Genomic DNA, 24,583 nt, shown 5'->3' with positions numbered 1-24,583 from the left:
CTCAATTTTTTTTTACTCGGTCATACTTTGTGCAAAGGTCTTCTGACCTTTTATCCACTCATCATATTCTTCCTGAGTTTCCACAATAATTTTCATCTGCATATTATAGTGACTTTTACCACAAATTTTATTACATAGCAAATAATAATCAAATTCGTCGTAAGAATCAAGTGCAGGTTCGCCTTTGGCCACTAGTACCTTGCTTTTTTCATTGCGTATTTGTTGAATGGTACGCATTTTTTCCTGCATATAATCTGTTTCTCTGATCTCTTCTGTCGTAACAGTTGGGGTAAATGAGAACTGGGTAATCATACCCGGAACCACGTTCATTTGAGCTCTAAAATGAGGCATATAGGCAGAATGCAGCACGTCCTGAGAACGCAGCTTGAAAACAACCTGTCTTCCAACAGGCAAATGCAATTCTGTAGTCACCACATCATCACTACCGTCTGTATCACTAGGGTCAATACCTAACTGATTTATTCCTTCGATAAAGCGCACGTTGGCATCTCCTAAAATATTATCATCTCCGGCATAACGGGCTTTCCAGTTAAAACGCTGTGCATACAGCTCAACTACCAGAGCATCTTCATCTTCCTCAAAGTTCATAATATCAGACCAGGTGAAAAGGCCATAGATAATAAGACCAGCCAATACGATAACAGGAATGATCGTCCAGATAAACTCAAGCTTATCGTTATCTGCATAGAACAATGCACGCTTACCTTTTTCTCCTTTGTATTTATAGGCAAAGAAGTGAAGTAAAAACTGCGTGATCACCTGAACAACCATGATCAAAGCAATAGAAATAAACATCAGGTTATCATACTTGCTCCCGTGTGCAGATGAAGCTTCAGGCAAATAAAATTTAGAATAATGCCAGAAACAATAGAACATCAGGAAGTATAGGAAAACCATAAACATCACCATTAATTTGGCGTTGATACGGTTATCTTTCCCATTAGCTACTTCTCCGTTATCCCCTTGTGAGTTCCCTTTAGAGAGTGCATATATTTTACTCATTTGCCAGATTGCCACGGCAAAGAGTGCGATTACAATAAGTACTAAAAAAACGGTCATTGGTGTGTTTTTTCTGTTTCGTTGCTATTAATAGTGAAAATGTTCGCTTTCTACCAGGAACGGATTATTCTTAGGTCGTAATGACACCTTAGACAGCCCCATTCCAACGGTGAATATAAAAAGACCCAGAAAGAAAAGCAGTGCTGCCAGCTCGGTGATACCAAAAGAACCATAAGGCCCTACTGTAGACGGCATTACCAGTAAGAATATATCTATATAGTGTCCTACCAGGATAATGATACCGGCGATAACTACAAACCAGGATACACGTTTAAAGTCACTATTCATCAATATTAAGATTGGGAATACAAAGTTAAGTATAAGCATACCAAAGAAGATAGGATTATACTCCTGAATTCTTAGAATGAAATAAGTAACCTCTTCCGGAATATTTGCATACCAGATCAGCATAAACTGACCAAACCAAAGGTAGGTCCAGAAAACACTGAAACCAAACATAAACTTAGCAAGATCGTGCAGGTGACTGTCGTTAACAAACTCAAGTTGACCAATCGCTTTTAATGAAACAGTTACTATAGCGATAACGGTTACTGCAGATACAATGATGCTGGCAAAGATATACCACGCAAAAAGAGTACTGTACCAGTGTGGCGTCATAGACATGAACCAGTCCCAGGCCATTGTAGACTCGGTTACAATAAAGAATGCAAGGAAGTAAATAGAATATTTAAAAATATTCTTATAAGGCTGAAGACCTTCAGCAGTGTCCAGATCTCTGGAGTTCTTCACTACGAAATAACGGTATAGATTCCATCCTGCAACATAAATGATTCCGCGAATTAACCAAAATGGGAAATTAAGGTAACCCGATTTGCCCTGAAGAATTTCATCTTCAGCAACGAGTTCGTGATTCATCCAGGGATAGAAATGCTCGCCTGCAAAAATAACAATCAACAAAACAATCACAGAACCGGGAAGTAAATAGGCGGTTATACCTTCCATAACCCGAAACAGCAACGGAGACCATCCTGCCTGTGCTGCATTTTGAATTGCATAGAAAACCAGGGTTCCCAAAGCAATCATCATAAAAAAGAAAGCTGCAATAAAAGTAGCCGACCAGGGTTTGGTTTGCATTTGGTGCAATACGTGCTCCATATGCTCGCCATCATCGTGTGCAGCATGACCCATATCTTTATCACCGGCCATTGCTCTTTCAGAATAGCCAGGCTCTCCCTTAACTTCGTCAACAAAGTTAGCTTCTTCATGATGTTCAGCTCCTTCTTCGTGGTGGGCTGCGCCATCCTCGTGATGCGCCTCACCTCCACTGTGGTGAGCTTCCTGTGCTGCAAGAATTTCGTTAGCTTCTTCAACTGTTCCGGGAACAGATAAGAATCCAAATACTAATCCTATTAAACCCAGTACCATACAAACTATGGCGAAAAGTCTTAATTTACTAGAAAACTTGTACATAATTGAAATATCCTGCCTTTATTATTCTTCAGTTTGTGCTTCTTCAGACATCACCTGCCCTTCTTCAGTCATTTCTTCCTGTTCTACCAGAGTTTCCTCTTCGGCAGCAGTCTCACCTTCAAAGGCACGCTTAGGCTTACCGTCTAATGCATCCTTAAGGTCCATAACGTAGTGATTGATCAACCACAATTCACGCTCGGTAGTCTGTGTCGCATAAGATCCCATAGTATTCAGACCATAATACATCACATGGTACACGCTACCTTCTGTAATGGCTCTACCCTGATCGTTATAAGCAGGTATACCCAGAATTTTTTCGCGCTCGGCAAGTGTACCCTTACCATCACCTTTATCACCGTGGCAAATAGCGCAATAAATGGTATAAAGCCCTTTACCCTCGTTTAAATTATCTTCAGTATACGGCACCGGATTGGTAAGATTTGCCTTCGCTGCTGCATAACCTTCGGTACTGTTTTCATATTCGTAAGGCATCCAACCGCGAGACACACTTCCTTCCACCGGCTGCATAGCCTCCATTTGATTAGGAAATACGTCATACTTTCCATAAGCCTCATAACTTACTTCCTCATACATGTTTGGCATGTATTCATAGTTTCTGTAGTCTTTGTCCTGACAAGAAACTATCAAAACCAGCATGACTAATGAAGATACTATTTTGATACTATTTTTCATTTGTTAAGCGTGTTCTTCGTTATGAATTAGACTTATTTCTGATGCTCCTGTCTCGTAAAGAAACTTCGACAGCGAATCGATATCGTGACCTGCGGCATCTACTTCAAGCAGAAAATGATCATCAGTTGTACGAGGATCCGGGTTTTCGGCTTTTTTAAATGGCCATATTTTACTTCTTAGATAAAATGTTATCACCATAAGGTGAGCTGCAAAAAATACGGTCAACTCAAACATAATAGGCACAAAAGCCGGCATATTTTGCAAATAAGAGAAACTGGGTTTACCACCTATGTTTCTTGGCCAGTCTTCAATCATAATAAAATTCATCATTAAAGTAGCCACACTTAAACCTATAAGACCATAGATAAAAGAGCATATTGCAAGGCGCGTATGAGGCAAGCCCATCGCTTTATCGAGACCGTGAACAGGAAATGGTGTGTAAGCCTCGGTGATTCGATACTTTTTTGCACGTATTTCCTTTACTGCTTTCATAAGGACGTCATCATCATTATAAAGCACATGTAGAACGTTTCCTGATGCCATAATTAGTTTTTAAGTTTTTGTGCCTGACCTGCCCAATCATCGCGCTCTGCCCTACCCGGGAATGCATCGATAATTTCATCTAACAAATCGTATTCTTTTTTTGTCATTTTACTAACCTGATCATAGGTATAAATCCCCAGTTGATGCAGTTTTTGCTCCAACACAGGACCTACTCCACTTATCTTCGTAAGATCATCAGGAGTTTGGGTCGCAGGATCATACGTACCAATACGCGCAAGTATCATATCAATTTCTGCCTTCTTAGCTTCGGTATCTACCAGTGCATCTGCATTTACAGTTGACTGATGATGTGTCGCACCTGCATTTGAAGCTACGCTTAATGATGCAGGACGCTCCGCATAAGTAGAAGTACGTTTATCTGTTGCAGTACCGGCAAGGTCTTTACCTGACTCCCGGATACGCTTGTAACGCGCACCTGATGATTTAAGAATACTCTTAACTTCAGCCTGTGCAATAACCGGGAATGTACGTGCATACAATAGGAATAATACAAAGAAGAATCCAATTGTACCTACAAATACGCCAATATCTACAAAAGTTGGCGAGAACATAGACCAGCTAGATGCCAAACGGTCTTTACTCAAACAGATTACAATAATATCAAAACGCTCAAACCACATCCCGATATTAATCACAAGAGCCACGATGAATGTCCACAGGATATTACGTCTCCACTTCTTAACCCAAAGGGTTAGCGGCACAATCAGGTTACATATAATAAGCGCCCAGAATGCCCACCAGTATGGTCCTGTTGCAGCTCCAAAAGACAGATAGGTATAGTTTTCATAAGGAACTCCTGAATACCAACCGATGAAGTATTCGGTAAGGTATGCTACCGTTACGATACCACCGGTAAGCAGAATTACCTTATTCATAAATTCAATGTGCACAATGGTGATATAATTCTCCAGGCTAACAACCTTTCGCATTACCAAAAGCAGCGTTTGCACCATCGCAAAACCGGAGAAAATTGCACCCGCCACAAAATACGGAGGGAAAATAGTACTGTGCCATCCGGGAACTACAGAAGTTGCAAAGTCAAAAGATACAATCGTGTGTACCGAAAGTACCAGTGGAGTTGCAAGACCTGCAAGCACCAGCGAAACTTCTTCAAATCGCTGCCAGTCTTTAGCGCGACCACTCCATCCAAAACTTAGGATACCATATATTTTTTGCTGAAACGGACTCTTAGTACGGTCTCTGATCATCGCAAAGTCAGGCAGAAGACCGGTCCACCAGAATACTAACGAAACCGATAGGTACGTAGAGATCGCAAACACGTCCCAAAGTAGTGGTGAGTTGAAGTTTACCCAAAGTGAACCAAACTGGTTCGGAATAGGAAGTACCCAATACGCCAACCAAGGACGACCCATGTGAATAATTGGGAACAAACCGGCCTGAACAACAGCAAATATAGTCATCGCCTCCGCAGAACGGTTGATAGCCATACGCCATTTTTGACGGAATAAAAGTAATACCGCAGAGATAAGAGTACCGGCGTGACCAATACCTACCCACCAAACGAAGTTGGTAATATCCCAGGCCCAACCAATGGTTTTATTGAGACCCCAAACTCCAATACCGGTAGAAACGGTATATACAATACAGCCCAAGCCCCATAGGAATGCAACAAGCGCTATAGAAAATACAATCCACCAAGATTTATTGGCCTTCCCTAAGATAGGAGCACCTACATCCACGCTAATGTCGTGGTAAGATTTCTCTCCAAGAATCAAAGGCTCTCTTATGGGTGCTTCGTAGTGTGACGACATATTAATATATTGATATTTATATTTTAAACTAGATTAAGCTTCAGCAGTATTCTTAACTTTTACGTGGTAGAATACATTAGGCTTAACACCTATATCTTCCAGTAAATAATACTTGCGTTTATCGTTTTTAAGAGCTACAATTTCAGAGTCCGGGATGTTTACATCACCAAACTTAATCGCACCCATATCACAGGCATTGCTACAAGCTGTTGCAAACTCACCGTCTTCAATGACGCGTCCTTCGCGCTTGGCATCAAGAATTGTTTTCTGAGTCATCTGAATACACATAGAACATTTTTCCATAACCCCACGTGAACGCACTGTAACATCAGGATTTAGAACCATACGACCAAGATCGTTGTTCATATTATAATCAAACTCATCATTCTCGCTATACAGGAACCAGTTGAAACGACGCACTTTATAAGGACAGTTGTTTGCACAGTAACGGGTACCCACACAACGGTTATACGTCATCTGGTTTTGACCCTGTCTACCGTGACCAATCGCCGCCACCGGACACACCGTCTCACAAGGTGCATGGTTACAGTGCTGACACATCACCGGCTGAAATGCAACCTCCGGATTGTCATAAGATTGAATCTCAACAACCGAATAGCTATCCATAGCAGGAAGCTCTTCCAGTGCTTTGGTTTCTTCTGCAAAAGTATCTTCAGAAGAGTAATAACGGTCAATACGCAACCAGTGCATATCTCTAAAGTTTCTAACTTCCTGCTTACCTACAACCGGAACGTTGTTTTCGGCGTGACACGCAATCACACAAGCTCCGCAACCGGTACAGGCGTTAAGATCTATAGAAAGATTGAAATGCGGACCAAAGGTATCATCAAACGATTCCCAGATATCAGCATTCTTATCACGAACTGAAATCTCAGAGTGATTGTAATCTACGTGACCTACGTGGTTCCACTCACTGGCATCTTTAGTATTGAAGATCTCAAGCGTGGTTTCTTTAATAATATCATCTGCGCGACCGGCCATGGTGTTCTGCATCTGAACACAGGCAAACTCATGCCATCCACCGGTTTTCTTAATTTGCACGGTTTGGGTAGACTTAAAGTCTTTATAAAGCGGATAGGCGTTAACACCCACCTGCATCTCTTCCTGAACCGCAGCTTTCTTACCGTATCCCAGAGCAAGACCTACAGATCCCGGAGCCTGACCGGGCTGAATAAATACCGGTACGTTTTCTAAAGTAACATCACCAAGTGTAACTGTAACGTAGCTACCGTTAAGTGCGCCTTTAGAAGTAATTTCATTTTCTACACCTAAACGATCTGCGTCTTTCTTAGACATCGTCAGGTAGTTATCCCAGGAAGTTCTGGTGATTGGATCAGGGAATTCCTGCAACCAGGGGTTGTTTGCCTGCTCACCATTACCCAAACCGGTACTGGAATATAACGTAAGCTCAAAACCATTACCTGCAGATTCTCCCTCCTGAACCAAAGCCGCAAGCGCACTTGAAAGCGTAATCGCTCCATTAGAAGTGATACTTTCTTCAGTAACTTCAGCAGTTTCTGCCGCAGGAGTCATAACACCTGAAGCTATACCATCCTGAAGCGCCTGATTAAAACTCTTTTCAGCATTAGTCCAGTTAGACTTCAGGTAATCATAATAAGACATATCGTTGTTGGTCCACTTCAAAAGTGATTCCTGAAACTGTCTCGTATCAAACAGAGGCTTAATCGTAGGCTGCATCAAGCATACGTAACCTTTTTTCATTTCAACATCACCCCAGGACTCCAAATAATGCGGAGTTGGAGCTAAATAGTTACAAAGCAACCCGGTCTCATCCTCTTTCATATTGAAAGAAACACGTACTTCTACCTTTTCAAGACCTGATTTAAATTCGTTTACATTAGGAAGACTGTATGCCGGATTCACACCCACCACAAACAGTGCACCCACAGCACCCGAATTCATATCGGAAACTAACTGGTTTACTGCCTGTGCATTTCCCTGACGGGTCATTTTTGGAGCAGCAGTATCAATAATAGTACTACCTAAAGCTTCATTTACCGACAAAGCAACCATCTGAGCATTGGCATCATCAACACCGGTGATAAACACACCTTTGCTTCCTGCATTGCGAAGTTGTTTTGCAGCACTCTTTACAGCAGCGTCAAGTTCGGGAGAAAGACCTGTATTAGCACTTCCACCGGAAATCAAACTCTGGATAGCCGCAACGATTTTCTTTTGCTCTGATGGAGTAGCCAGCACACGCTTATCAGCATTACCACCAGACAAAGTCATGTTAGCCTCAAACTGAACGTGGCGGGACATTTTCCCATTCTTGGGAACACGGCTTTTTGCGTAAGTAGGCCCAAACCCACCACCTTGCCAGTCACCCAGCAAATCAGCACCAACCGAAACGATAACTTCTGCTTCAGAAAAATCGTAATCCGGCAATGCACGCATTCCGTATTTACTCTCAAAAGCATCAAGCGCGGCATTTTCTCCTATTGAATCATAAGTTACATGCTTCACATTAGGATAGGCAGCCGAAAAATCAGCTATTAATTTTGTTGTTGACGGACTGGCAAAAGTCTGGGTAAGCAACACAATGCTTTTACCTGCCAAGCCATTAAGCTTCTGACCGAGTTTTTGATCAAACTCCGACCAGCTCACCGAACTGCCGTCAATTTTTGGCCCTTGCAAACGCTTAGTGTCGTACATAGAAAGTACTGAAGCGTGAACACGAGCATTATTACCTCCTAAAACAGAGGCCATCTTGTTATTTTCAATTTTGATAGGTCTACCCTCTCTGGTTTTAACCAGCACGCTCGCAAAATCAAAACCATCTGCCATCACAGTGGCATAATAATCTGCCTTACCAACGGTAATGCGTTCTGGAGCAACCACATAAGGAATGGACTTCACCACAGGCCCCTCACAGGCCGCAAGCGAAGCTGCGGCAGTAGAAAAACCAACGTATTTTAAGAAATCACGACGCGTAGTTGAGGAAGAATCCAAAGTATCTTTGTTTCCCAGAAATTCATCAGTAGGAATCTCATGCGGAAACTCATTATGCTTAAGCGCCTCAACAATAGAGCTATTTTCATTTAGCTCCTCAACACTTTTCCAGTATTTCTTGTTTGATGACATAAAATCTATTGTTATTTATTTTGGAACGCGAGTCAGACTACACGTATTCTTTATCTATTAATAGTGGCATTTACCACACTCCAGACCACCCATTTGAGCAGCTGTCAACTCTTCTACACCGTACTTCTTAGAAAGCTCTTCGTGAATCTTTTCGTAGTATGGGTTACCATCCATCTTAACGTTAGTCTCACGGTGACAGTTAATACACCAGCCCATGGTAAGCGGAGCATACTGATACATAATCTCCATCTCCTCAACAGGACCGTGACAGGTTTGACACTGAATATCAGCTACACTTACGTGCTGCGAGTGATTGAAGTATGCAAAGTCAGGAAGATTGTGAATGCGCACCCATTCTACAGCCTGAGTCTCCCCGGTGTAAGATTGCGTGGTTTGATCCCAACCTACTGCTTTATATAACTTCTGGATCTCCTTATCGTAAAATTCTTTAGAATAATCTTCAGTAACTGAGCTATACTCACTGGTGGCATCAGCAACTTCAGAAATACTCTTGTGACAGTTCATACACACATTCAAAGAAGGAATTCCTGAGTGCTTGCTCGTACGTGCAGAAGAGTGACAGTATTTACATTCGATCTGGTTCTCACCGGCATGAATTCGGTGTGAATAGTGTATAGGTTGAATAGGCTCGTAACCCTGATCAACACCTATCTGCATCATCCAGCCGTAAGCGAAATAGGCACCACCTAAAAGCAATACGATTACAGAAACCAATACTAAAAACTGATTTTCAACAAAGGCTTTCCAGATTGGCTTGCGTGATTCTTTAACCGGAAGTTCAACACCCTGTGCAACAGCAAACTTTCGCAATGTATTATTCACAAGAAACAACACAGCAACCAGCATCACCAACACAACCGCAAGAATACCCAGAATTACCGTGCTTGAAACACCATCCCCGGAACCACCTCCGCCTCCGGCTTGTTCAGCAGGAGCTACAGGTTCTGGCTTGGGAGTATTGGTATAGGCAAGAATATCATCTATGTCCGCATTACTAAGTTGCGGAAAGGCGTTCATAGCGGTTTGATTGTACTCATTGTAAATAGCAATTGCTTCAGCATCACCTGAATCACGCAATTCCTTATTATTTTTTATCCAACGATACAACCATTCGCGGTCACGACGCTCAGTCACATTATACAATGCAGGACCCGTAGCCCTGTCGTACAATTTGTGACAAGCCGCACAATTTGCATTAAACAATGCCTTACCGGCCGCAGCATCACCTCCCTGAGCCGCAGGTGAGGTTTCAGATTCTGCCGCTCCGGCTGCATCAGCAGTTGCAGTCGTATCCTCCTGAGCAAACAGAAAAGAAGAGAATGAAAGCAATAAAGCCAGAGTGATTAAAGAAAATCGAGAAGCTGAATTAAGGTTTTTACCCTGTTTCATAGTATGATAGAATTGTCATCTTAGCGCGGCATCTATCTAAGTGTTTAATGCTTTTAAAAACTAAAAACAATGCCGACAAATTTGATCGCAAAAGTAAGACTTAGAAGTGGAATTTTGAAGTGTTAGCAAAGCGTTAAGAACTAATTTATATCTGTTCTAAATAATAAATCTATACGCATTTGAGTTATTACTTTTACTTTTACAAAAACAATTTTAGCAATGAAAAATACTTTACTGAAGCTCACTTTTTTAGGTTTTTTTGGAATGCTCATTCAAGCGACTTCCTTTGCGCAAAGCGGAAGTGTCTCTATAAATCAGGATAATAGAATCAGCGAATTGCTCAGCATCAAATCAAAAATGGCCAGCAATAATGAGCTTAACGATCGCTATAAAATTCAGCTTTTTTACGGTTCAATTACCGAAGCCAACAGCATACAATCGCGTTATCGCTCTAAATACGACAACTGGGAGCCGAGTATCGTTTACGAAAGCCCTAATTATAAGGTATGGATAGGCAATTTCAGAAACCGACTTGAGGCCGACCGTGCCCTATTACAAATTCAAAAAACCTTTCCAAATGCTTTTGTTATGAAACCTGAGAGGTAATAACATCAGGATATTCTCAAGGAAAGGCGTTCTTAGGATCGCCTTTTTTTATGCAATACCTTGAGATATCACAGGATCATCTGATGATAGAACCGTCGATCTCCCGCCCCTGAAAAAAGCCATTTAAGACTTCTGGAATACCCTTGTCAAAACCCAAATGAACCCACACTGAAGCCACAGTGAACCCACACTGCACCCACACTTTATAACAGTTTTTGTAGACCAAGAAGGCAGCACGATGGCTACACTGTAAATACATATCGCCGGGCATCCTTCAGCCTATACCTAACCAAAACGGATTGAATCTTCCTCAAGCCATTGGATTCTGGAAAAACCAACGAATAGACTATTCTCCGAGCCACAAAAAAAAGAGGCTGCCTGAGGCAACCTCTTTTTAAAACTTAAAATGTTATTTCTTATTTCAGCTTCTTCTTAACAGCTACTTCCTGGTAAGCTTCAACAATATCTCCTTCGCGGATGTCATTGTAATTCTTGATCTGCATACCACAGTCGTAACCTTTACTTACTTCTTTAACATCATCCTTAAAGCGCTTCAATGAAGCCAACTCTCCGGTATAAACCACCACTCCGTCACGTATTAAACGCACGCCCGAGTTGCGGTATATTTTACCGGAAGTAACCATACATCCGGCAATGGTACCGATTTTAGAGATTTTAAAGGTCTCCCGTATTTCAGCAGTACCTGTTATTTCCTCTTTCATCACCGGCGACAACATACCTTCCATGGCATCCTTAAGATCATTAATCGCATCGTAAATAATAGAATAGGTACGGATGTCGATTTCTTCCTTGTCAGCTACCTGTCTGGCATTACCGGCAGGTCTCACATTAAAGCCTATAATGATCGCATCTGAAGCCGATGCCAACAACACGTCACTTTCAGTAATTGCACCTACTCCTTTATGAATGATGTTTACAACAATCTCTTCGGTAGAAAGCTTACCAAAACTATCTGTCAAGGCTTCAACCGAACCATCCACGTCACCTTTAAGAATAATATTAAGCTCCTTAAAGTCTCCAAGAGCGATACGTCTACCTATTTCATCAAGCGTAATGTGTTTCTGAGTACGTACCGATTGTTCCCGCTGCAGCTGCGTACGTTTGTTTGCGATGTCTTTAGCTTCACGCTCATCTTCCATCACATTAAACTTATCACCTGCCTGTGGCGCGCCATCCAATCCCAGGATTGAAACCGGAGTTGCAGGACCGGCCTCTTTAACCTCCTTACCGCGCTCATCGTGCATAGCCTTAATCTTACCACTATTGGTACCAGCTAGTACATAATCACCTATTTTTAAAGTACCTGATTGAACGAGAACAGTAGAAACATAACCACGTCCGCGATCTAAAAAGGCCTCTACAACGGTACCGTTTGCACGTCTATCCGGGTTTGCCTTAAGTTCTAATATTTCAGCTTCAAGCAATACTTTTTCCAGAAGCTCTTCTACACCCTGCCCGGTTTTGGCAGAAATATCGTGCGATTGTATCTTACCTCCCCAGTCTTCAACAAGCAGGTTCATACCAGCCAATTGCTCTTTGATTTTTTCAGGATTGGCCGTAGGCTTATCTACCTTGTTAATCGCAAATATTATAGGAACTCCTGCCGCCTGAGCGTGCGAAATCGCCTCTTTGGTTTGCGGCATCACATCGTCGTCTGCTGCAACCACGATAATCGCAATATCAGTAACCTGAGCACCCCGTGCACGCATCGCCGTAAAGGCCTCGTGACCCGGAGTATCCAAAAATGCTATTTTCTGACCATTCTTCAGGGTTACACCATAAGCACCAATGTGCTGGGTAATACCCCCGCTTTCGCCGGCAATTACATTCTCTTCACGAATATAATCGAGCAAAGATGTTTTACCGTGATCAACGTGACCCATAACGGTTACGATAGGAGCTCGCGGCTTAAGATCTTCGGGAGCATCAACTTGCACAGCTATAGACTCTTCGATATCTGCATTCACAAACTCAACCTCATAACCAAATTCATCGGCTACAATAGAAAGAGTTTCTGCGTCCAGACGCTGATTCATCGTTACCATCATACCTAAAGACATACAGGCAGAAATGATTTGAGTAACCGAAACATCCATCATCGTAGCCACTTCGCTAACGGTTACGAACTCCGTCACTTTCAATACTTTGTTTTCTGCTTCCTGCTGCGCCATCTCATCCTCGTTCTTTTGACGATGCTGATCACGCTTATCTCTACGGTATTTCGCTCCTTTTCCTTTATTGGATTTACCCTGAAGTTTTTCAAGGGTCTCCCGTATTTGTTTTTGTACTTCTTCTTCTGTAGGCTCTTCCTTAACAACCTGAGCGCCTCTTCGGCTTCCGCCACGCTGATTGTTGTTACTGCGACCGCGGTTGTTGCCCGCTGCTGCATTAGGATTTGCCCCCGGAGTTTTGCTGATACGCTTGCGTTTACGCTTGCGATCATCATTACTGGTAGTAGGTTTCTTTTTCTTTTCCGGTTTTTTAAACTGCGAAAGATCTATTTTCTCACCGGTGAAATTAGGTCCCTCCAACTTCTTATAGTCGGTTTTGACCACATCATCCCCGAGTTTTGGAGCCTCTTTCTTGGTTTTCTCTTCAACAGGCTTAGCTGGCGCCGGTGCAGGTTTTTCGACCTTAACCGGTTCTTTCTTCTCTTCAACAGGCTTAGCGGGCTCTTCTTTCTTAGCCACGGGCTCTTCAACCTTAGGCTTAACCTCGGGTTTAACCTCTTCAACCGGTTTTTCTTCGATCTTCTCTTCCTTTGGAGCCTCTTTCTCTTTAGGCTTACCGGCACGATCGAGATCGATCTTACCTACCTGTTTAGGACCCTGAAGGTTAGTTTTAGCGCGAATCACTTCTTTCTCGGGTGCGCGATCCTGTCGCTTCTCCTCGATTTCCTCTTCGCGAGCCTGTCTTATAGCTTCCTTCTCCTTTTGTTTCTCCTGAGCAGCTTCTTTTGATGCTACTTTTTTATTAGCATCAGTCTGAAACTGATCTGATAATACCTCGTATACTTCGGCAGAGATTTTAGTAGTAGGGCGCGCCTCAACATCGTAACCTTTTTCCTTTAGGAAATCAACGGCACGGTCGAGTGAAATATTAAGTTCACGCAATACCTTGTTTAATCTCATGTTCTTTACTTCTGCCATAAATTGCTTTAATTCGCTATAAAATTAACCTAAAAAACCTGTATTCTCCTATTATTATTCAAACTCTTCTCGAAGAATACGCATCACATCAAGTACGGTTTCTTCTTCCAGGTCTGTTCTTCTAACCAGATCTTCTACGTCTTGTTCTAAAATACTTTTTGCGGTGTCTAAACCTATTTTTGAAAATTCGGCAATCACCCAATCCTCGATTTCATCAGAGAATTCGGTAAGCTCAACATCTTCCTCAACACCTTCTCTAAACACATCGATCTCGTAACCCGTTAACTGCCCGGCAAGTCTGATGTTATGACCGCCACGACCTATAGCCTTAGACACCTCTTCGGGCTTAAGCATAACTTCAGCGGTTTTATTCTCGTCATCTATCTTGATTGACGTGATTTTTGCAGGACTTAGTGCTCGGGTGATGTACAATTGCAGGTTATTGGTATAATTAATCACATCGATATTCTCATTACCCAACTCACGTACGATACCGTGAATACGAGAACCTTTCATCCCCACACAGGCACCCACCGGATCTATACGGTCATCGTAAGAATCTACAGCCACTTTGGCTTTCTCTCCCGGAATTCGCACGACTTTTTTAACCGTGATAAGACCATCAAAAACTTCGGGAATTTCAGATTCAAATAATTTTTCAAGGAAAAGCGGTGAGGTACGCGACATAATTATTGCCGGTTTATTTCCTTTAAGCTCTACGCTTTCAATAATACCCCTTACGTTTTCGCCCTTGCGGAAAAAATCTGAAGGGATTTGCTTGTCTTTAGGCATAATAATCTCGTTGCCCTCATCATCCAGCAGGATAATTGCACGATGTCGTATATGGTGCACCTCTGCATTATACAACTCTCCTTCAAGTTCTTTAAACTGCTTGTAAATATTGGTATTATCGTGCTCGTGTATTTTACTGATCAGGTTTTGACGCAAAGCCAGAATGGAGCGTCTTCCCAAATCGATAAGCTTCACCTCTTCAGAAACATCCTCTCCAACCTCAAAGTCAGGCTCGATTCTGCGGGCTTCACTAAGACTAATTTCAGAATTCTCATCTTCTACCTCGCCATCAGCGACCACCACACGATTACGCCATATTTCTAAATCACCTTTATCCGGGTTGATGATGATATCAAAATTATCATCGCTACCGAAACGTTTTTTTAAGGTACTTCTAAAAACTTCTTCGAGTATTGCCATAAGCATTACTCTATCTATGAGTTTATCGTCTTTAAACTCTGAAAATGATTCGATTAACGCAATATTTTCCATTCTATATTCTTAAAATTTGATCTTAACTTTTGCCTGATTTATCGCGTCATAGGCGATTTCCTCATTTTTCTCTACCGTCGTTTTTCCTTTACCTACCTCTTTAGGCACCCGTTCTTTCCAGGAAAGCAGAATACCCGCATCGGTAACAGCATCAAGAGTACCGGTTAATTTTGAACCGTCATTAAGCTTGACTTCAAGATCACGACCTATATTTTTCTTATACTGGCGCATATTTACCAAAGGTTCGGTAGCACCTGCAGAGGCAACCTCCAGGGAAAAATCTTCAGACTCCCTGTCTAAATTGTGCTCAACTTTGCGACTCACGTTTACGCAATCCTGCACGGTAACACCCTCATCACCGTCGATTATAACGCTGATTTCATTAGCGCCTTTTACACTAAAATCTATTAAAAACAGTGAGGTATACTCTTCGAATGCTTCGTCAAGAAGCTCTTTAACACGTTCCTTCAACATTGGCCCTATAAAAAGAGGGGACTTTTAAGTGTCCCCTCAGATTAGTTTCTTAATTCAACAGTGCAAATATAATAATATTTATCAACATATAAAATAGAAGCTCCTCACTATTAAATGCTTAACTTTAATACAGCCACGCAACTTCACTATGCCATTTTAAACCAGTCTGTTATGATCACAAAAATCCTCGTACCTACCGACTTTTCAGATCAGGCAAAATATGCTTTTGAAGTAGCCTGCCAGATCGCAAAACGCCATATGGCTGCCATACACCTCATCCATTTAGTCGAATTGCCCTATTCTATTTTTGACAGCCGCAAGAATCCCGATTTGCCGGAAGCACTCTATTTTCTCAAACTGGCCCAGCAAAATTTCACGCAGTTTAGAGCAGCCTGCGGCGCACTTAGCGAAGGCCTTCCACTCAGCGAAAGCGTAAAGTTTAACAGCGTCCAGGAAGGTATTGAAGAATACATCAGGGAACACCAGATAGATATTGTCGTGATGGGCTCGCATGGTTCGAGTGGTCTCGAAGAACTCTTCATTGGTTCTAATACCGAAAAAATTGTGCGCAATGTGGAAGTGCCGGTTTTTGTGATCAAAAAACAACATCTAAACTTTCAGGTCGAACGCTTTGTTTTTGCCACAGATCTGGAAAACGACACGAAGCAGGCCATGCTTCAGGCAGTTGCTTTTTCCAGATTTTTTGATGCCCGTTTAAAATTTGTTTTTATCAATACTCCCGAACATTTTAAGACTACCGAAGAATTGCAAAAACGGCACACCCATCTTAAGTCTGAGCTCAACCTGCCTCTTGATAATCTGGAAATCTACAACGACTTAAACGTGGAACGAGGCATTCTTAACTATGCCAAGCAAGAAAAAGCAGATCTCATTGGGATTGGCACTCATGGGCGTAAGGGACTGGCCCATTTTTTAAACGGATCATTAAGTGAAGACCTGGTCAATCACGCCAAAAGGCCGGTACTTACCTTCAAAATCTAATTCGTTAATAAATATCTAAATAACATATTATTATCAGAAATGATTTGAAATTTTAAATAGTTTTCAAACTCAATACCGAAAGCTATGAACAAAGAAGATCAAACTACTTTAGAACCTCTTTACGAACTGCTCAAACACGATGCAGTGCTCAGTGAATCTGAAGCCGGAAGCTCTATTCAACGGGCTATATTGAAAAAGTTTTTTAAAGCTTCCCGCGTTACTATTAAAAAAATAGATGCCGGTTATAAAATAAAGATTTGGCCTATGCTGTCTATCAAAAAAACGGCTTCCTTTATTTTTAAAATCCCGCAAGCTCAAATGCCGCAATTTCTGCAAAGCTGTATTAAAAACGACACTAAGGGAAGAGCATTTTACACCGGTATGATGCAGTATTTTGTATTGAACAGGACTTCTTCAGCCGAATAGCCGCGAATGATTTAAAATTTTCGAGAGGTACGTTTTTGTACTCCATTAAGGAAGGGCTCGATTTAAAACACATCGAGATCATTTGATCCCATAAAAAAATCCGAACAGTTCTGTTCGGATTTTTTTTTGTTGGCCTACTAGGGCTCGAACCTAGACTCTTCTGGACCAAAACCAGACGTGTTGCCAGTTACACCATAGGCCATTGACCTGTATTCTTACAATCGCCTGACTTGCGAATGCGGCTGCAAATTTAAAACAAACTTTGAGTTCACCAAACAATTTTTTCAGAAAAATTAGGTTTGCTGAAATTTTCGGGCATTTACCGCGTTAGCTCATTACTGCCTTACCACTAAAGGAGACTCTAAAAACGTATTGCTCAAATAAAAGGAAAACCATTAGCGTATTAATTCATAAATTCGCTGCTCGTTAAATTTGCCTTATGACACACTTCAATTTCCCGAAGTACAATAAAATTTTTGGCTGGCTTGCCTTTGCAATAGCCCTTATTTGTTATGCACTCACGGTTGAACCTACTGCCAGTTTCTGGGATGCCGGGGAATACATATCCACTTCATCCAAGCTAGAAATAGGCCACCCTCCCGGAGCGCCGCTATACCAGATGCTGGGTGCTTTTTTCTCTGTATTCGCTCCCGACACCACCTATATTGCCCTGTGTGTCAACTTTATGTCGTGCCTGGCTTCGGCATTTACCATACTCTTCATGTTCTGGTCAATCTCTTTATTAGTCCGCAAATTACTCAAGCGCAATAAAGAGACTTTAACCGCCACAGATCAAATGGCTGTTATTACAGCCTCTTTTACAGGCTCGTTAGCATTTGCATTTACAGACAGTTTCTGGTTCAATGCCGTAGAGGCTGAAGTATATGCGATGGCGATGTTTATGCTTTCGGCTTTATTTTATATAGCACTGCTTTGGGAACGGGATATGTTTAAACCCCGTGGCAACCGCTGGCTGATGCTTATCTGCTTTATCATTGGCCTCTCTTTTGGGGTTCATTTTATGGCTTTGCTCACCATTCCGGCAATCGGATTTTTATATTTCTTTAAAAACTATAAGAAAATCACGGTTAAGAATTTTATTCTGGCCAATGTGATTGTGGTAGCCATCCTGATGTTTATATTCAAATTTCTACTACCCTACACGCTGAGCTTTTTCGGCTATGCCGAAGTATTTTTTGTAAACACAATCGGACTTCCGTTTAACAGCGGGACCATTATCGCCGGCCTTGTATTTATTGCCATTTTTTATTTTCTGCTTAAATACACCCGTAAAAAATCGTATTACCAGCTTAACACCCTAATCCTTTCGATCCTGTTTATTTTTATAGGATTTTCGAGCTGGCTGATGCTTCCCATACGCGCTAACGCGGGAACTACCATCAACGAAAACAACCCGAATAACGCCCGGGAGCTTCTCGCCTATTACAACCGCGAGCAATACCCCGAAACCCACTTATTCTATGGCCCACAGTTTACCGAGATTTTTGGCGGACTCGATGCACAGAATCCTTATGTAGACGGCAAGCCCAATTATGAAAAGGATGAAGAAAGCGGCAAGTACATTATCGTAAACGAATGGAAAAACGCCGTTCAGAATTCTGAAGACCGTCATAAGGTATTTTTACCCCGTATGTGGAGTACCGATCATATTGCAAATTATATGCAATTTACCGGTCCGCTTGATTTTCAGGTAAAACCGGAATATGCAGACAATCAGGAGTTGCAGCAGGCCGTTGCCCAGTTTAAATCAGATTATGCGCAGGGGCGTATTGATAACGAAGGGTTTCAGTCTTTCCTGATGCGTATTCGACAGTATGTTGATGTAGAACCGCCATCATTTGGGGACAACCTGGCCTATATGTTTGACTTTCAGTTTGGCTATATGTACTGGCGCTATTTTATGTGGAATTTCACCGGGCGTCAGGACGATATTCAGGGGAAATACGATGACATACACGGCAACTGGCTCAGTGGAATCCCTTTTGTTGATGAAGCCCGCCTCGGGCCTCAGGACAGTTTACCTACTGATGCTCTGGACAACAAAGCCCGAAATACTTATTTCTTCCTACCTCTTATTTTAGGTCTCTTAGGCCTGGTATTTCAGGCCAGTAAAGACAAAAAAAGCTTCTGGGTACTTCTGGTTCTTTTCCTTTTTACAGGGATCGCCTTAAAGATTTACCTTAACGAGCGTGCCTTTGAACCGCGCGAGCGGGACTATGCACTGGTAGGATCATTCTACGTGTTTGCGATGTGGATTGGCTTTGGTGTTTATGCGCTTTATGATTTGCTTAAAGAAAAGCTGAGTTCTAAAGTAGTGCTACCCATAGTTACCGTATTCTGCCTGCTGGCAGCCCCCGTCATACTGGCTGCTCAGAACTGGGACGACCATGACCGCTCCGGGCGTAAAACTGCACTAGCAATGGCCAAGATGTACCTGGACAGTTGTGATGAAAATGCTATTTTATTTACCATTGGGGATAATGACACCTTCGCGCTATGGTATGTACAGGAAATTGAAGGCTATCGCCGCGATGTGCGCATTGTAAACACCAGCCTCTTCCAGACGGCCTGGTATATCGATGATATGAAGCGCAAGGCGTACGAAAGCGACCCCATCCCATCACAACTTACTCACGACAAGTATGTCGCGGGTAACCGGGATGCAGTCATTTATAATGAATTGAGACCCAATGACACCCTCGACATCAAGACCTGGATGAACTGGATTGCCAGCGACGACCCAAGAACTATGAGCGAGTTGCAAAGCGGAACCATGGTCCACACCTTCCCTACTAAATTTGTAAGGATACCCGTAGACAAAAACACCGTTATCGCTAAGGGCATCGTACCGCAAAAAGATGCAGATCTTATTGTTTCAGATATCGTTATTGAAATAAAAGATACCTGGCTTTACAAAAATCGCCTGCTGATGCTTGATGTGATTGCAAACAACAACTGGGAGCGCCCTATTTATTTTACGGGCGGAAGCTTTGGTGATGACGATTACCTCTGGATGAAAGATTACCTGCAGCTGGATGGCGTTTGCTACAAGCTTGTGCCGATTCAAACACCAATAGATCCGCAGGCGCCTTATGATATGGGACGTATTGATACCGAAAAATTCTATGATATCGCGATGAACTGGTATTGGGGCAATAGCGGTGATCCCGATATTTACCACGACACCGAAACCCGCAGAAACGGAATTACCTATCGCGGTAATCTCGCCCGCCTTATCGAAAAACTGATAGCTGAGGGGCAACTCGACAAAGCCAAAAATGTGCTCGATCTGGCTATGGAAAAAATGCCGGTAGATATTTTTGAGTACTACACCTTACTCGAACCTTATGTAAACGGTTACTACGAGGTTGGCGAACAGGAACGCGCCCGTGAATTGTGGAATCAGGTAGCCAAAAAATATCAGGAAAAACTCGATTACTGGAGCACGCTCGATCTTAACAGACAGTATCAGTATGCACAGGATATCATTACCGATATCGAGCGCTACCGCAGTCTGGTCGATCTGCTGATCATCAATCAGGATCAGGAGATTTTACCGGAGAAGGCACACGAATTCAATACGTATCTGCGTAAGTTTAGCCAGTTTTACGGGGAAGATGAGACCGAACCGGAGACTGCTCCTTCTGTAGAACCTACACGAGATACGTCTTTAGCAATTCCGGCAGAAACAGATACGCTTGAGTAAACTTTTTAAAATAGACTTACCCGTAAAGACGCCTAAGTGGCTTAAGCGTCTTTACCCGGGTTATGTCTGGGATCAAAAAGACAACCCGGAAACTAAAAGGCTGTACCTCACTTTTGACGACGGCCCCATCCCGGAGGTGACACCCTGGGTACTTGAAACCCTTAAAAGTTATAATGCAAAGGCAACGTTTTTTTGCATTGGCGAAAACATTACAAAACATCCGGAAATCTTTGAACAACTGCTTAAAAGCGGAAACAGTATAGGCAACCACACTTTTAATCATTTAAAAGGCTGGAGTACTAAAGAGGATGTTTATCTTCAAAACACCGCGAAGACCGAAGCCCTGCTGGAGCAAGCCGGTATTCACAACAAGCTATTTCGGCCGCCTTATGGCAAGATCAAACGCGGGCAGGCCAAAAGGCTGAAGAAATTAGGGCATCAAATCATTATGTATGATGCCATTGCCTATGATTGGGACGCAACAATTTCGCCTGAACAATGTGCCCTAAATATTATAAATAATGCAGAGCCCGGAAGCATCCTGGTGTTTCACGACAGTTTAAAAGCAGAAAAAAATATGAAAGCTGCACTAACCCGGGTTTTGGAGCATTTTAGCAGCCTGGGGTATACGTTTGCCCCGCTTAAATGAATTTTTGCACGATAGCAATCAGGGAGTTGGCATCCTGCTCTCCGCTTTGGCGCCACTTCATCTCGCCTTTTTTGTAAATCACAAGCGTAGGAAGTCCTTTAATACGTAAAGCTTCGGCCAGCTCCGGATTTTTGTCAATATCAATTTTGATAACCTTAGCCTTATCTCCCAATGCTGCAGCTACATCACGCATTACCGCGTGCATAGTATTCGATTCTTCATTCCATTCCGTATAAAAATCAAGAAGAACCGGAATATCAAGGTCAATGAGTGCTCCAAATTTTGACATAGTCACGCTCTTTAGTGCCCTAAATATAAGGTTAAAAGCCAAATTGCCATTGATTTAAGAAAATATTAATTACGCGGGGCGCTTATTTGATATTTACATTCAGCGAAAACACAACAATATTTGTAGCGCTATTAACTCCGCCTGTATTGGTAACCAGTCTTTGCCCCCATATCTCTATAAAATCATTTGGTGCAAGCTCAACCGTACCCGAGATAGAATTACTCACCACGTCTGCAGTTGTATTTACTCTCATAATGGTATTGGTTTCAGTAAGTGTCGTAGTGCCGTTTTTTCTGATGAAAAAAGCGTAGAAGCTTCCCACGTTATCATTGCCCCGAACAGAAAGTGAAGCATTTACCTGAAAAGTACGCGTTCTCTTCCCCATGTAGGTAAGCCGGTTATTTTGCGGCGAAGACATTCGGAACAAATTCACCGCAGTTGTTGAATTTGAATTGGAATTTCCCTGAAGATTGAAGGCGTTTTGATTATTTACCGTCTGGAGAAAACCTGTCGTAATAGTCCCGTTATAGTATACGTTTCCGGTTGCAACATTGTCTGACTCCACAGGAATACCGGGACAATTTATAGTCCACGCATTGGTAAAGTTATATCCGGTATAGGATCCCGTTGTATACTTACTGACATAAGGATTTGAAGAAGTTCCCGAAAAAACAGTACTCAAAATAACGCCGTTGCTCACGGAAGGATTTGCACTTACATCAAAAGCTATGGCCGAACCGGCAACGGTGCTAAAACCACTTACCTTTTGAACCAGGCCAAATGTTCCGGTTAGTTTCTCAAATGTGCCCGCATTTGAACTAAACCATGCCTGATTATTAAGCAAAAGGTTCCCAATATTAGCGTAAGTTATTCCATTGCTGTTAGAAATAAACTGCACAACATTTCCAAAGAACAATCCTATATTTGAGATAGATCCCACGCCGGTGGTCATTCCGGCAATTACCGTATTTTGAAGTAAAATAGATTCTACACCGGTGCCGGTAATATCAAATGCTTTGGCACCGGTAAGCGTAACATTACGGATACTACCCCCTGAACTACCCGTAAAAATAGTTCCTCCGGGAAAGCTTAATACATCTTCAGTAGCATCGAGTCCCGAAATGTACGCACCGTTTAAATTTATTGATGCCGACAGATTTATCACACCATTAATCTCATAATAAGTGTTTTCATCAAGCGTTATGACACCCCCGGATGCGGCGGGCAAATCAGTTACACTTTTTACCAGAATATAATTATCCCGAGCCATTGCCCCCTTAAGTTGAGACCATGCAGAACCCAAGTAGTAGTAAAAAGAAGACTCATCGGTATCATAAACCAATAAACCGGTAGCAGGAGCTGCTATTGCAAGACGTTGAGCGGTGGTTAATCTCGGCGTTAGGATTCCCTGAGTTTCAGATTGCATATCGAGCAATGCTGAGGGATCAGGAGCAGTGGTTCCAATACCAACCTGAGCCTGTGTAAAGCAGTTAAATAATAAAATATTTAAGACGAAAAATACTCTAAAAATCTTCATAGGGGTCAGGTTTAGAACCTAACCAAAATATGCATTTAGAAGATATAAATGGTTCTTTCGTAGAACTTTAACACGATTTGGATTTATTACAAGTAAGAAATAGCTTACCTATTTTAATCGTCTGCGCAGCTCTATAACAGTCACCTCGGGCCAAATACCCACGCGTCCGGGGTAGCCTAAATATCCGAAACCACGATTTACATTAAGAACCTTTCCTGCTTCTTTATAGATTCCGGCCCAATTATCATAACGGTACTGTACCGGACTCCATCGAATAAAGCCCGGAATCTCAATACCAAACTGCATCCCGTGGGTATGTCCGCTTAGGGTTAACTGGTAATTATTAGGATCATTTTTAAGTCGCTCTGACCAATAGGTAGGATCATGACTCATTACCACTTTAAAATCTTGAGGCATTAAGCCGTTTGAAGCTTTGTCAATATCGCCGGCCTGCTTAAACCCTGCACCCCAGTTTTCAACACCAACAAGAGCAATACGTGAGTTCCCCCGCTCTAAAAAAACGTGTTCATTGAGCAGCAGCCTCCAACCCATATCCCGCTGCAACTTTTTAAGGGTATTCAGGTTTTCGGTCTTGGCAGCCTGAGATTCCCAGTCTGCATAATCGCCATAATCATGATTGCCCAAAACCGAATAGACCCCATCCTTTGCTTTCAGTTTTGAAAAAAGACCCGTCCAGTCTTTCATCTCGTGAGCAAAATTATTGACCAAATCACCTGTAAAAAGAATGACATCACTTTTCTGCTCATTAATAAGATCAATACCATACGTGATTTTTTCGGCATCGTCAAAGCTTCCGCTGTGAATATCACTTATCTGAGTAATACGGTATCCTTCAAAAGATTCCGGCAGGTCTTCAAATTCTAAGCTGTAACTCAATACTCGATAGCGGTACTTGCCCCGGTACATCCCATATATTAAAGACGCGAACGGAATGGCCGCAACACCCAAAGCGAGTGCGCTTATAAATTTTCGCCTGGATGGCAATTCAAAAGAGGTCTGCTCTGTAAAAAAGCGGTTGTAAGATGCAACAAGCAATCGCAGGATATCTTCACCAAACATGAGCAGCACCAGTATCAATTTCGGCACAAAAAAAGCCAGAAACCAACCCAGCATATACATCTCACGCACTTCGATACCCCTCGAGCGGTCGAGTGTGGAAAGTGTATAGATAAACGCAGCTAGAAAGGCTAACGATATAAAAACATAAATGACGGAAAGAACGGCGCTTTTAGAAAAAGTTCTAAACGCCTGAAACGCATAGACATCTACTAAAATGTAGATCAAAATAAAAATGAACCAACGCATAGGAGTTGTTTAGGGCC

General features: G+C 42.3%; 18 protein-coding genes and 1 tRNA gene. 5 read left to right on the top strand and 14 right to left on the bottom strand.

Annotation, left to right across the window (positions count from 1 at the left end; genetic code table 11):
- Positions 1 to 12: 12 nt before the first annotated feature.
- Genes ACSSS3_RS09550 through ACSSS3_RS09520 form a run of 7 tightly spaced genes read right to left on the bottom strand, consistent with a single transcriptional unit; the run spans position 13 to position 10,076 of the window.
- Positions 13 to 1,080 (bottom strand): cytochrome c oxidase subunit II, encoded by a 1,068-nt coding sequence (locus tag ACSSS3_RS09550; RefSeq protein WP_442847371.1) that lies wholly within the window; start codon positions 1,078 to 1,080, stop codon positions 13 to 15.
- A gap of 27 nt (positions 1,081 to 1,107) precedes the next feature.
- Complete coding sequence (locus ACSSS3_RS09545) at positions 1,108 to 2,511, bottom strand: quinol:cytochrome C oxidoreductase (protein ID WP_442847370.1); 1,404 nt, start codon at positions 2,509 to 2,511, stop codon at positions 1,108 to 1,110.
- Between the two features lie 21 nt (positions 2,512 to 2,532).
- The gene (locus ACSSS3_RS09540; RefSeq protein WP_228230490.1) at positions 2,533 to 3,204 is read right to left on the bottom strand and encodes a c-type cytochrome; all 672 of its coding nucleotides are present in this window, start codon (positions 3,202 to 3,204) and stop codon (positions 2,533 to 2,535) included.
- 3 nt (positions 3,205 to 3,207) lie between these two features.
- Positions 3,208 to 3,747: a DUF3341 domain-containing protein gene (locus ACSSS3_RS09535; protein ID WP_228230488.1), complete on the bottom strand. Its 540-nt coding sequence runs from the start codon at positions 3,745 to 3,747 to the stop codon at positions 3,208 to 3,210.
- A gap of 2 nt (positions 3,748 to 3,749) precedes the next feature.
- Positions 3,750 to 5,540, bottom strand: coding sequence for an NrfD/PsrC family molybdoenzyme membrane anchor subunit (gene nrfD, locus ACSSS3_RS09530; protein WP_442847369.1), 1,791 nt, complete (start codon positions 5,538 to 5,540; stop codon positions 3,750 to 3,752).
- A 33-nt stretch (positions 5,541 to 5,573) separates the two neighbouring features.
- A complete protein-coding gene (locus ACSSS3_RS09525; protein ID WP_442847368.1) occupies positions 5,574 to 8,666 on the bottom strand; it encodes a TAT-variant-translocated molybdopterin oxidoreductase in 3,093 nt (1,030 codons plus the stop codon).
- A 57-nt stretch (positions 8,667 to 8,723) separates the two neighbouring features.
- A complete protein-coding gene (locus tag ACSSS3_RS09520; protein WP_442847367.1) occupies positions 8,724 to 10,076 on the bottom strand; it encodes a c-type cytochrome in 1,353 nt (450 codons plus the stop codon).
- Between the two features lie 219 nt (positions 10,077 to 10,295).
- On the opposite strand from ACSSS3_RS09520, the gene ACSSS3_RS09515 reads away from it, so the two are divergent.
- Positions 10,296 to 10,682, top strand: a complete 387-nt coding sequence (locus ACSSS3_RS09515; protein WP_442847366.1) for an SPOR domain-containing protein — start codon at positions 10,296 to 10,298, stop codon at positions 10,680 to 10,682.
- Between the two features lie 416 nt (positions 10,683 to 11,098).
- On the opposite strand, the gene infB is transcribed toward ACSSS3_RS09515, so the two are convergent.
- Genes infB through rimP form a run of 3 tightly spaced genes read right to left on the bottom strand, consistent with a single transcriptional unit; the run spans position 11,099 to position 15,610 of the window.
- Positions 11,099 to 13,852, bottom strand: coding sequence for a translation initiation factor IF-2 (infB, locus tag ACSSS3_RS09510; RefSeq protein ID WP_442847365.1), 2,754 nt, complete (start codon positions 13,850 to 13,852; stop codon positions 11,099 to 11,101).
- Positions 13,853 to 13,906: 54 nt separating this feature from the next.
- On the bottom strand, positions 13,907 to 15,136 hold the full coding sequence (gene nusA / locus ACSSS3_RS09505; protein ID WP_228230480.1) for a transcription termination factor NusA: 1,230 nt from the start codon (positions 15,134 to 15,136) through the stop codon (positions 13,907 to 13,909).
- 9 nt (positions 15,137 to 15,145) lie between these two features.
- A complete protein-coding gene (rimP, locus tag ACSSS3_RS09500; protein ID WP_442847364.1) occupies positions 15,146 to 15,610 on the bottom strand; it encodes a ribosome assembly cofactor RimP in 465 nt (154 codons plus the stop codon).
- Positions 15,611 to 15,781: 171 nt separating this feature from the next.
- Between rimP and ACSSS3_RS09495 the strand changes: the two genes are divergently transcribed.
- Together ACSSS3_RS09495 and ACSSS3_RS09490 are read left to right on the top strand one after the other, a co-directional pair.
- Positions 15,782 to 16,612, top strand: a complete 831-nt coding sequence (locus ACSSS3_RS09495; RefSeq protein WP_442847363.1) for a universal stress protein — start codon at positions 15,782 to 15,784, stop codon at positions 16,610 to 16,612.
- 84 nt (positions 16,613 to 16,696) lie between these two features.
- Positions 16,697 to 17,038, top strand: a complete 342-nt coding sequence (locus ACSSS3_RS09490) for a hypothetical protein (protein WP_442847362.1) — start codon at positions 16,697 to 16,699, stop codon at positions 17,036 to 17,038.
- A gap of 129 nt (positions 17,039 to 17,167) precedes the next feature.
- On the opposite strand, the gene ACSSS3_RS09485 is transcribed toward ACSSS3_RS09490, so the two are convergent.
- Positions 17,168 to 17,240: transfer RNA gene (locus ACSSS3_RS09485), tRNA-Gln, on the bottom strand.
- Between the two features lie 237 nt (positions 17,241 to 17,477).
- On the opposite strand from ACSSS3_RS09485, the gene ACSSS3_RS09480 reads away from it, so the two are divergent.
- Together ACSSS3_RS09480 and ACSSS3_RS09475 are read left to right on the top strand one after the other, a co-directional pair.
- Positions 17,478 to 20,765: a protein O-mannosyl-transferase family gene (locus ACSSS3_RS09480; protein ID WP_442847361.1), complete on the top strand. Its 3,288-nt coding sequence runs from the start codon at positions 17,478 to 17,480 to the stop codon at positions 20,763 to 20,765.
- A complete protein-coding gene (locus ACSSS3_RS09475; protein WP_442847360.1) occupies positions 20,758 to 21,414 on the top strand; it encodes a polysaccharide deacetylase family protein in 657 nt (218 codons plus the stop codon). Before ACSSS3_RS09480 ends, ACSSS3_RS09475 begins: the two co-directional genes overlap by 8 nt.
- On the opposite strand, the gene ACSSS3_RS09470 is transcribed toward ACSSS3_RS09475, so the two are convergent.
- The 3 genes from ACSSS3_RS09470 to ACSSS3_RS09460 form a co-directional block, all read right to left on the bottom strand.
- The gene (locus ACSSS3_RS09470) at positions 21,407 to 21,709 is read right to left on the bottom strand and encodes a thioredoxin family protein (protein WP_350355191.1); all 303 of its coding nucleotides are present in this window, start codon (positions 21,707 to 21,709) and stop codon (positions 21,407 to 21,409) included. The genes ACSSS3_RS09475 and ACSSS3_RS09470 overlap by 8 nt on opposite strands.
- Before the next feature lie 76 nt (positions 21,710 to 21,785).
- On the bottom strand, positions 21,786 to 23,240 hold the full coding sequence (locus ACSSS3_RS09465; RefSeq protein ID WP_442847359.1) for a hypothetical protein: 1,455 nt from the start codon (positions 23,238 to 23,240) through the stop codon (positions 21,786 to 21,788).
- 108 nt (positions 23,241 to 23,348) lie between these two features.
- Positions 23,349 to 24,566, bottom strand: coding sequence for a metallophosphoesterase (locus tag ACSSS3_RS09460; protein ID WP_442847358.1), 1,218 nt, complete (start codon positions 24,564 to 24,566; stop codon positions 23,349 to 23,351).
- Positions 24,567 to 24,583 lie beyond the last annotated feature (17 nt).

The sequence above is a fragment of the Leeuwenhoekiella sp. H156 genome, assembly GCF_052218455.1.
GTDB lineage: Bacteria > Bacteroidota > Bacteroidia > Flavobacteriales > Flavobacteriaceae > Leeuwenhoekiella > Leeuwenhoekiella parthenopeia.
Note: the sequence above shows the minus strand (reverse complement) of the source record. Positions and strands in the feature narration are given on the sequence as shown.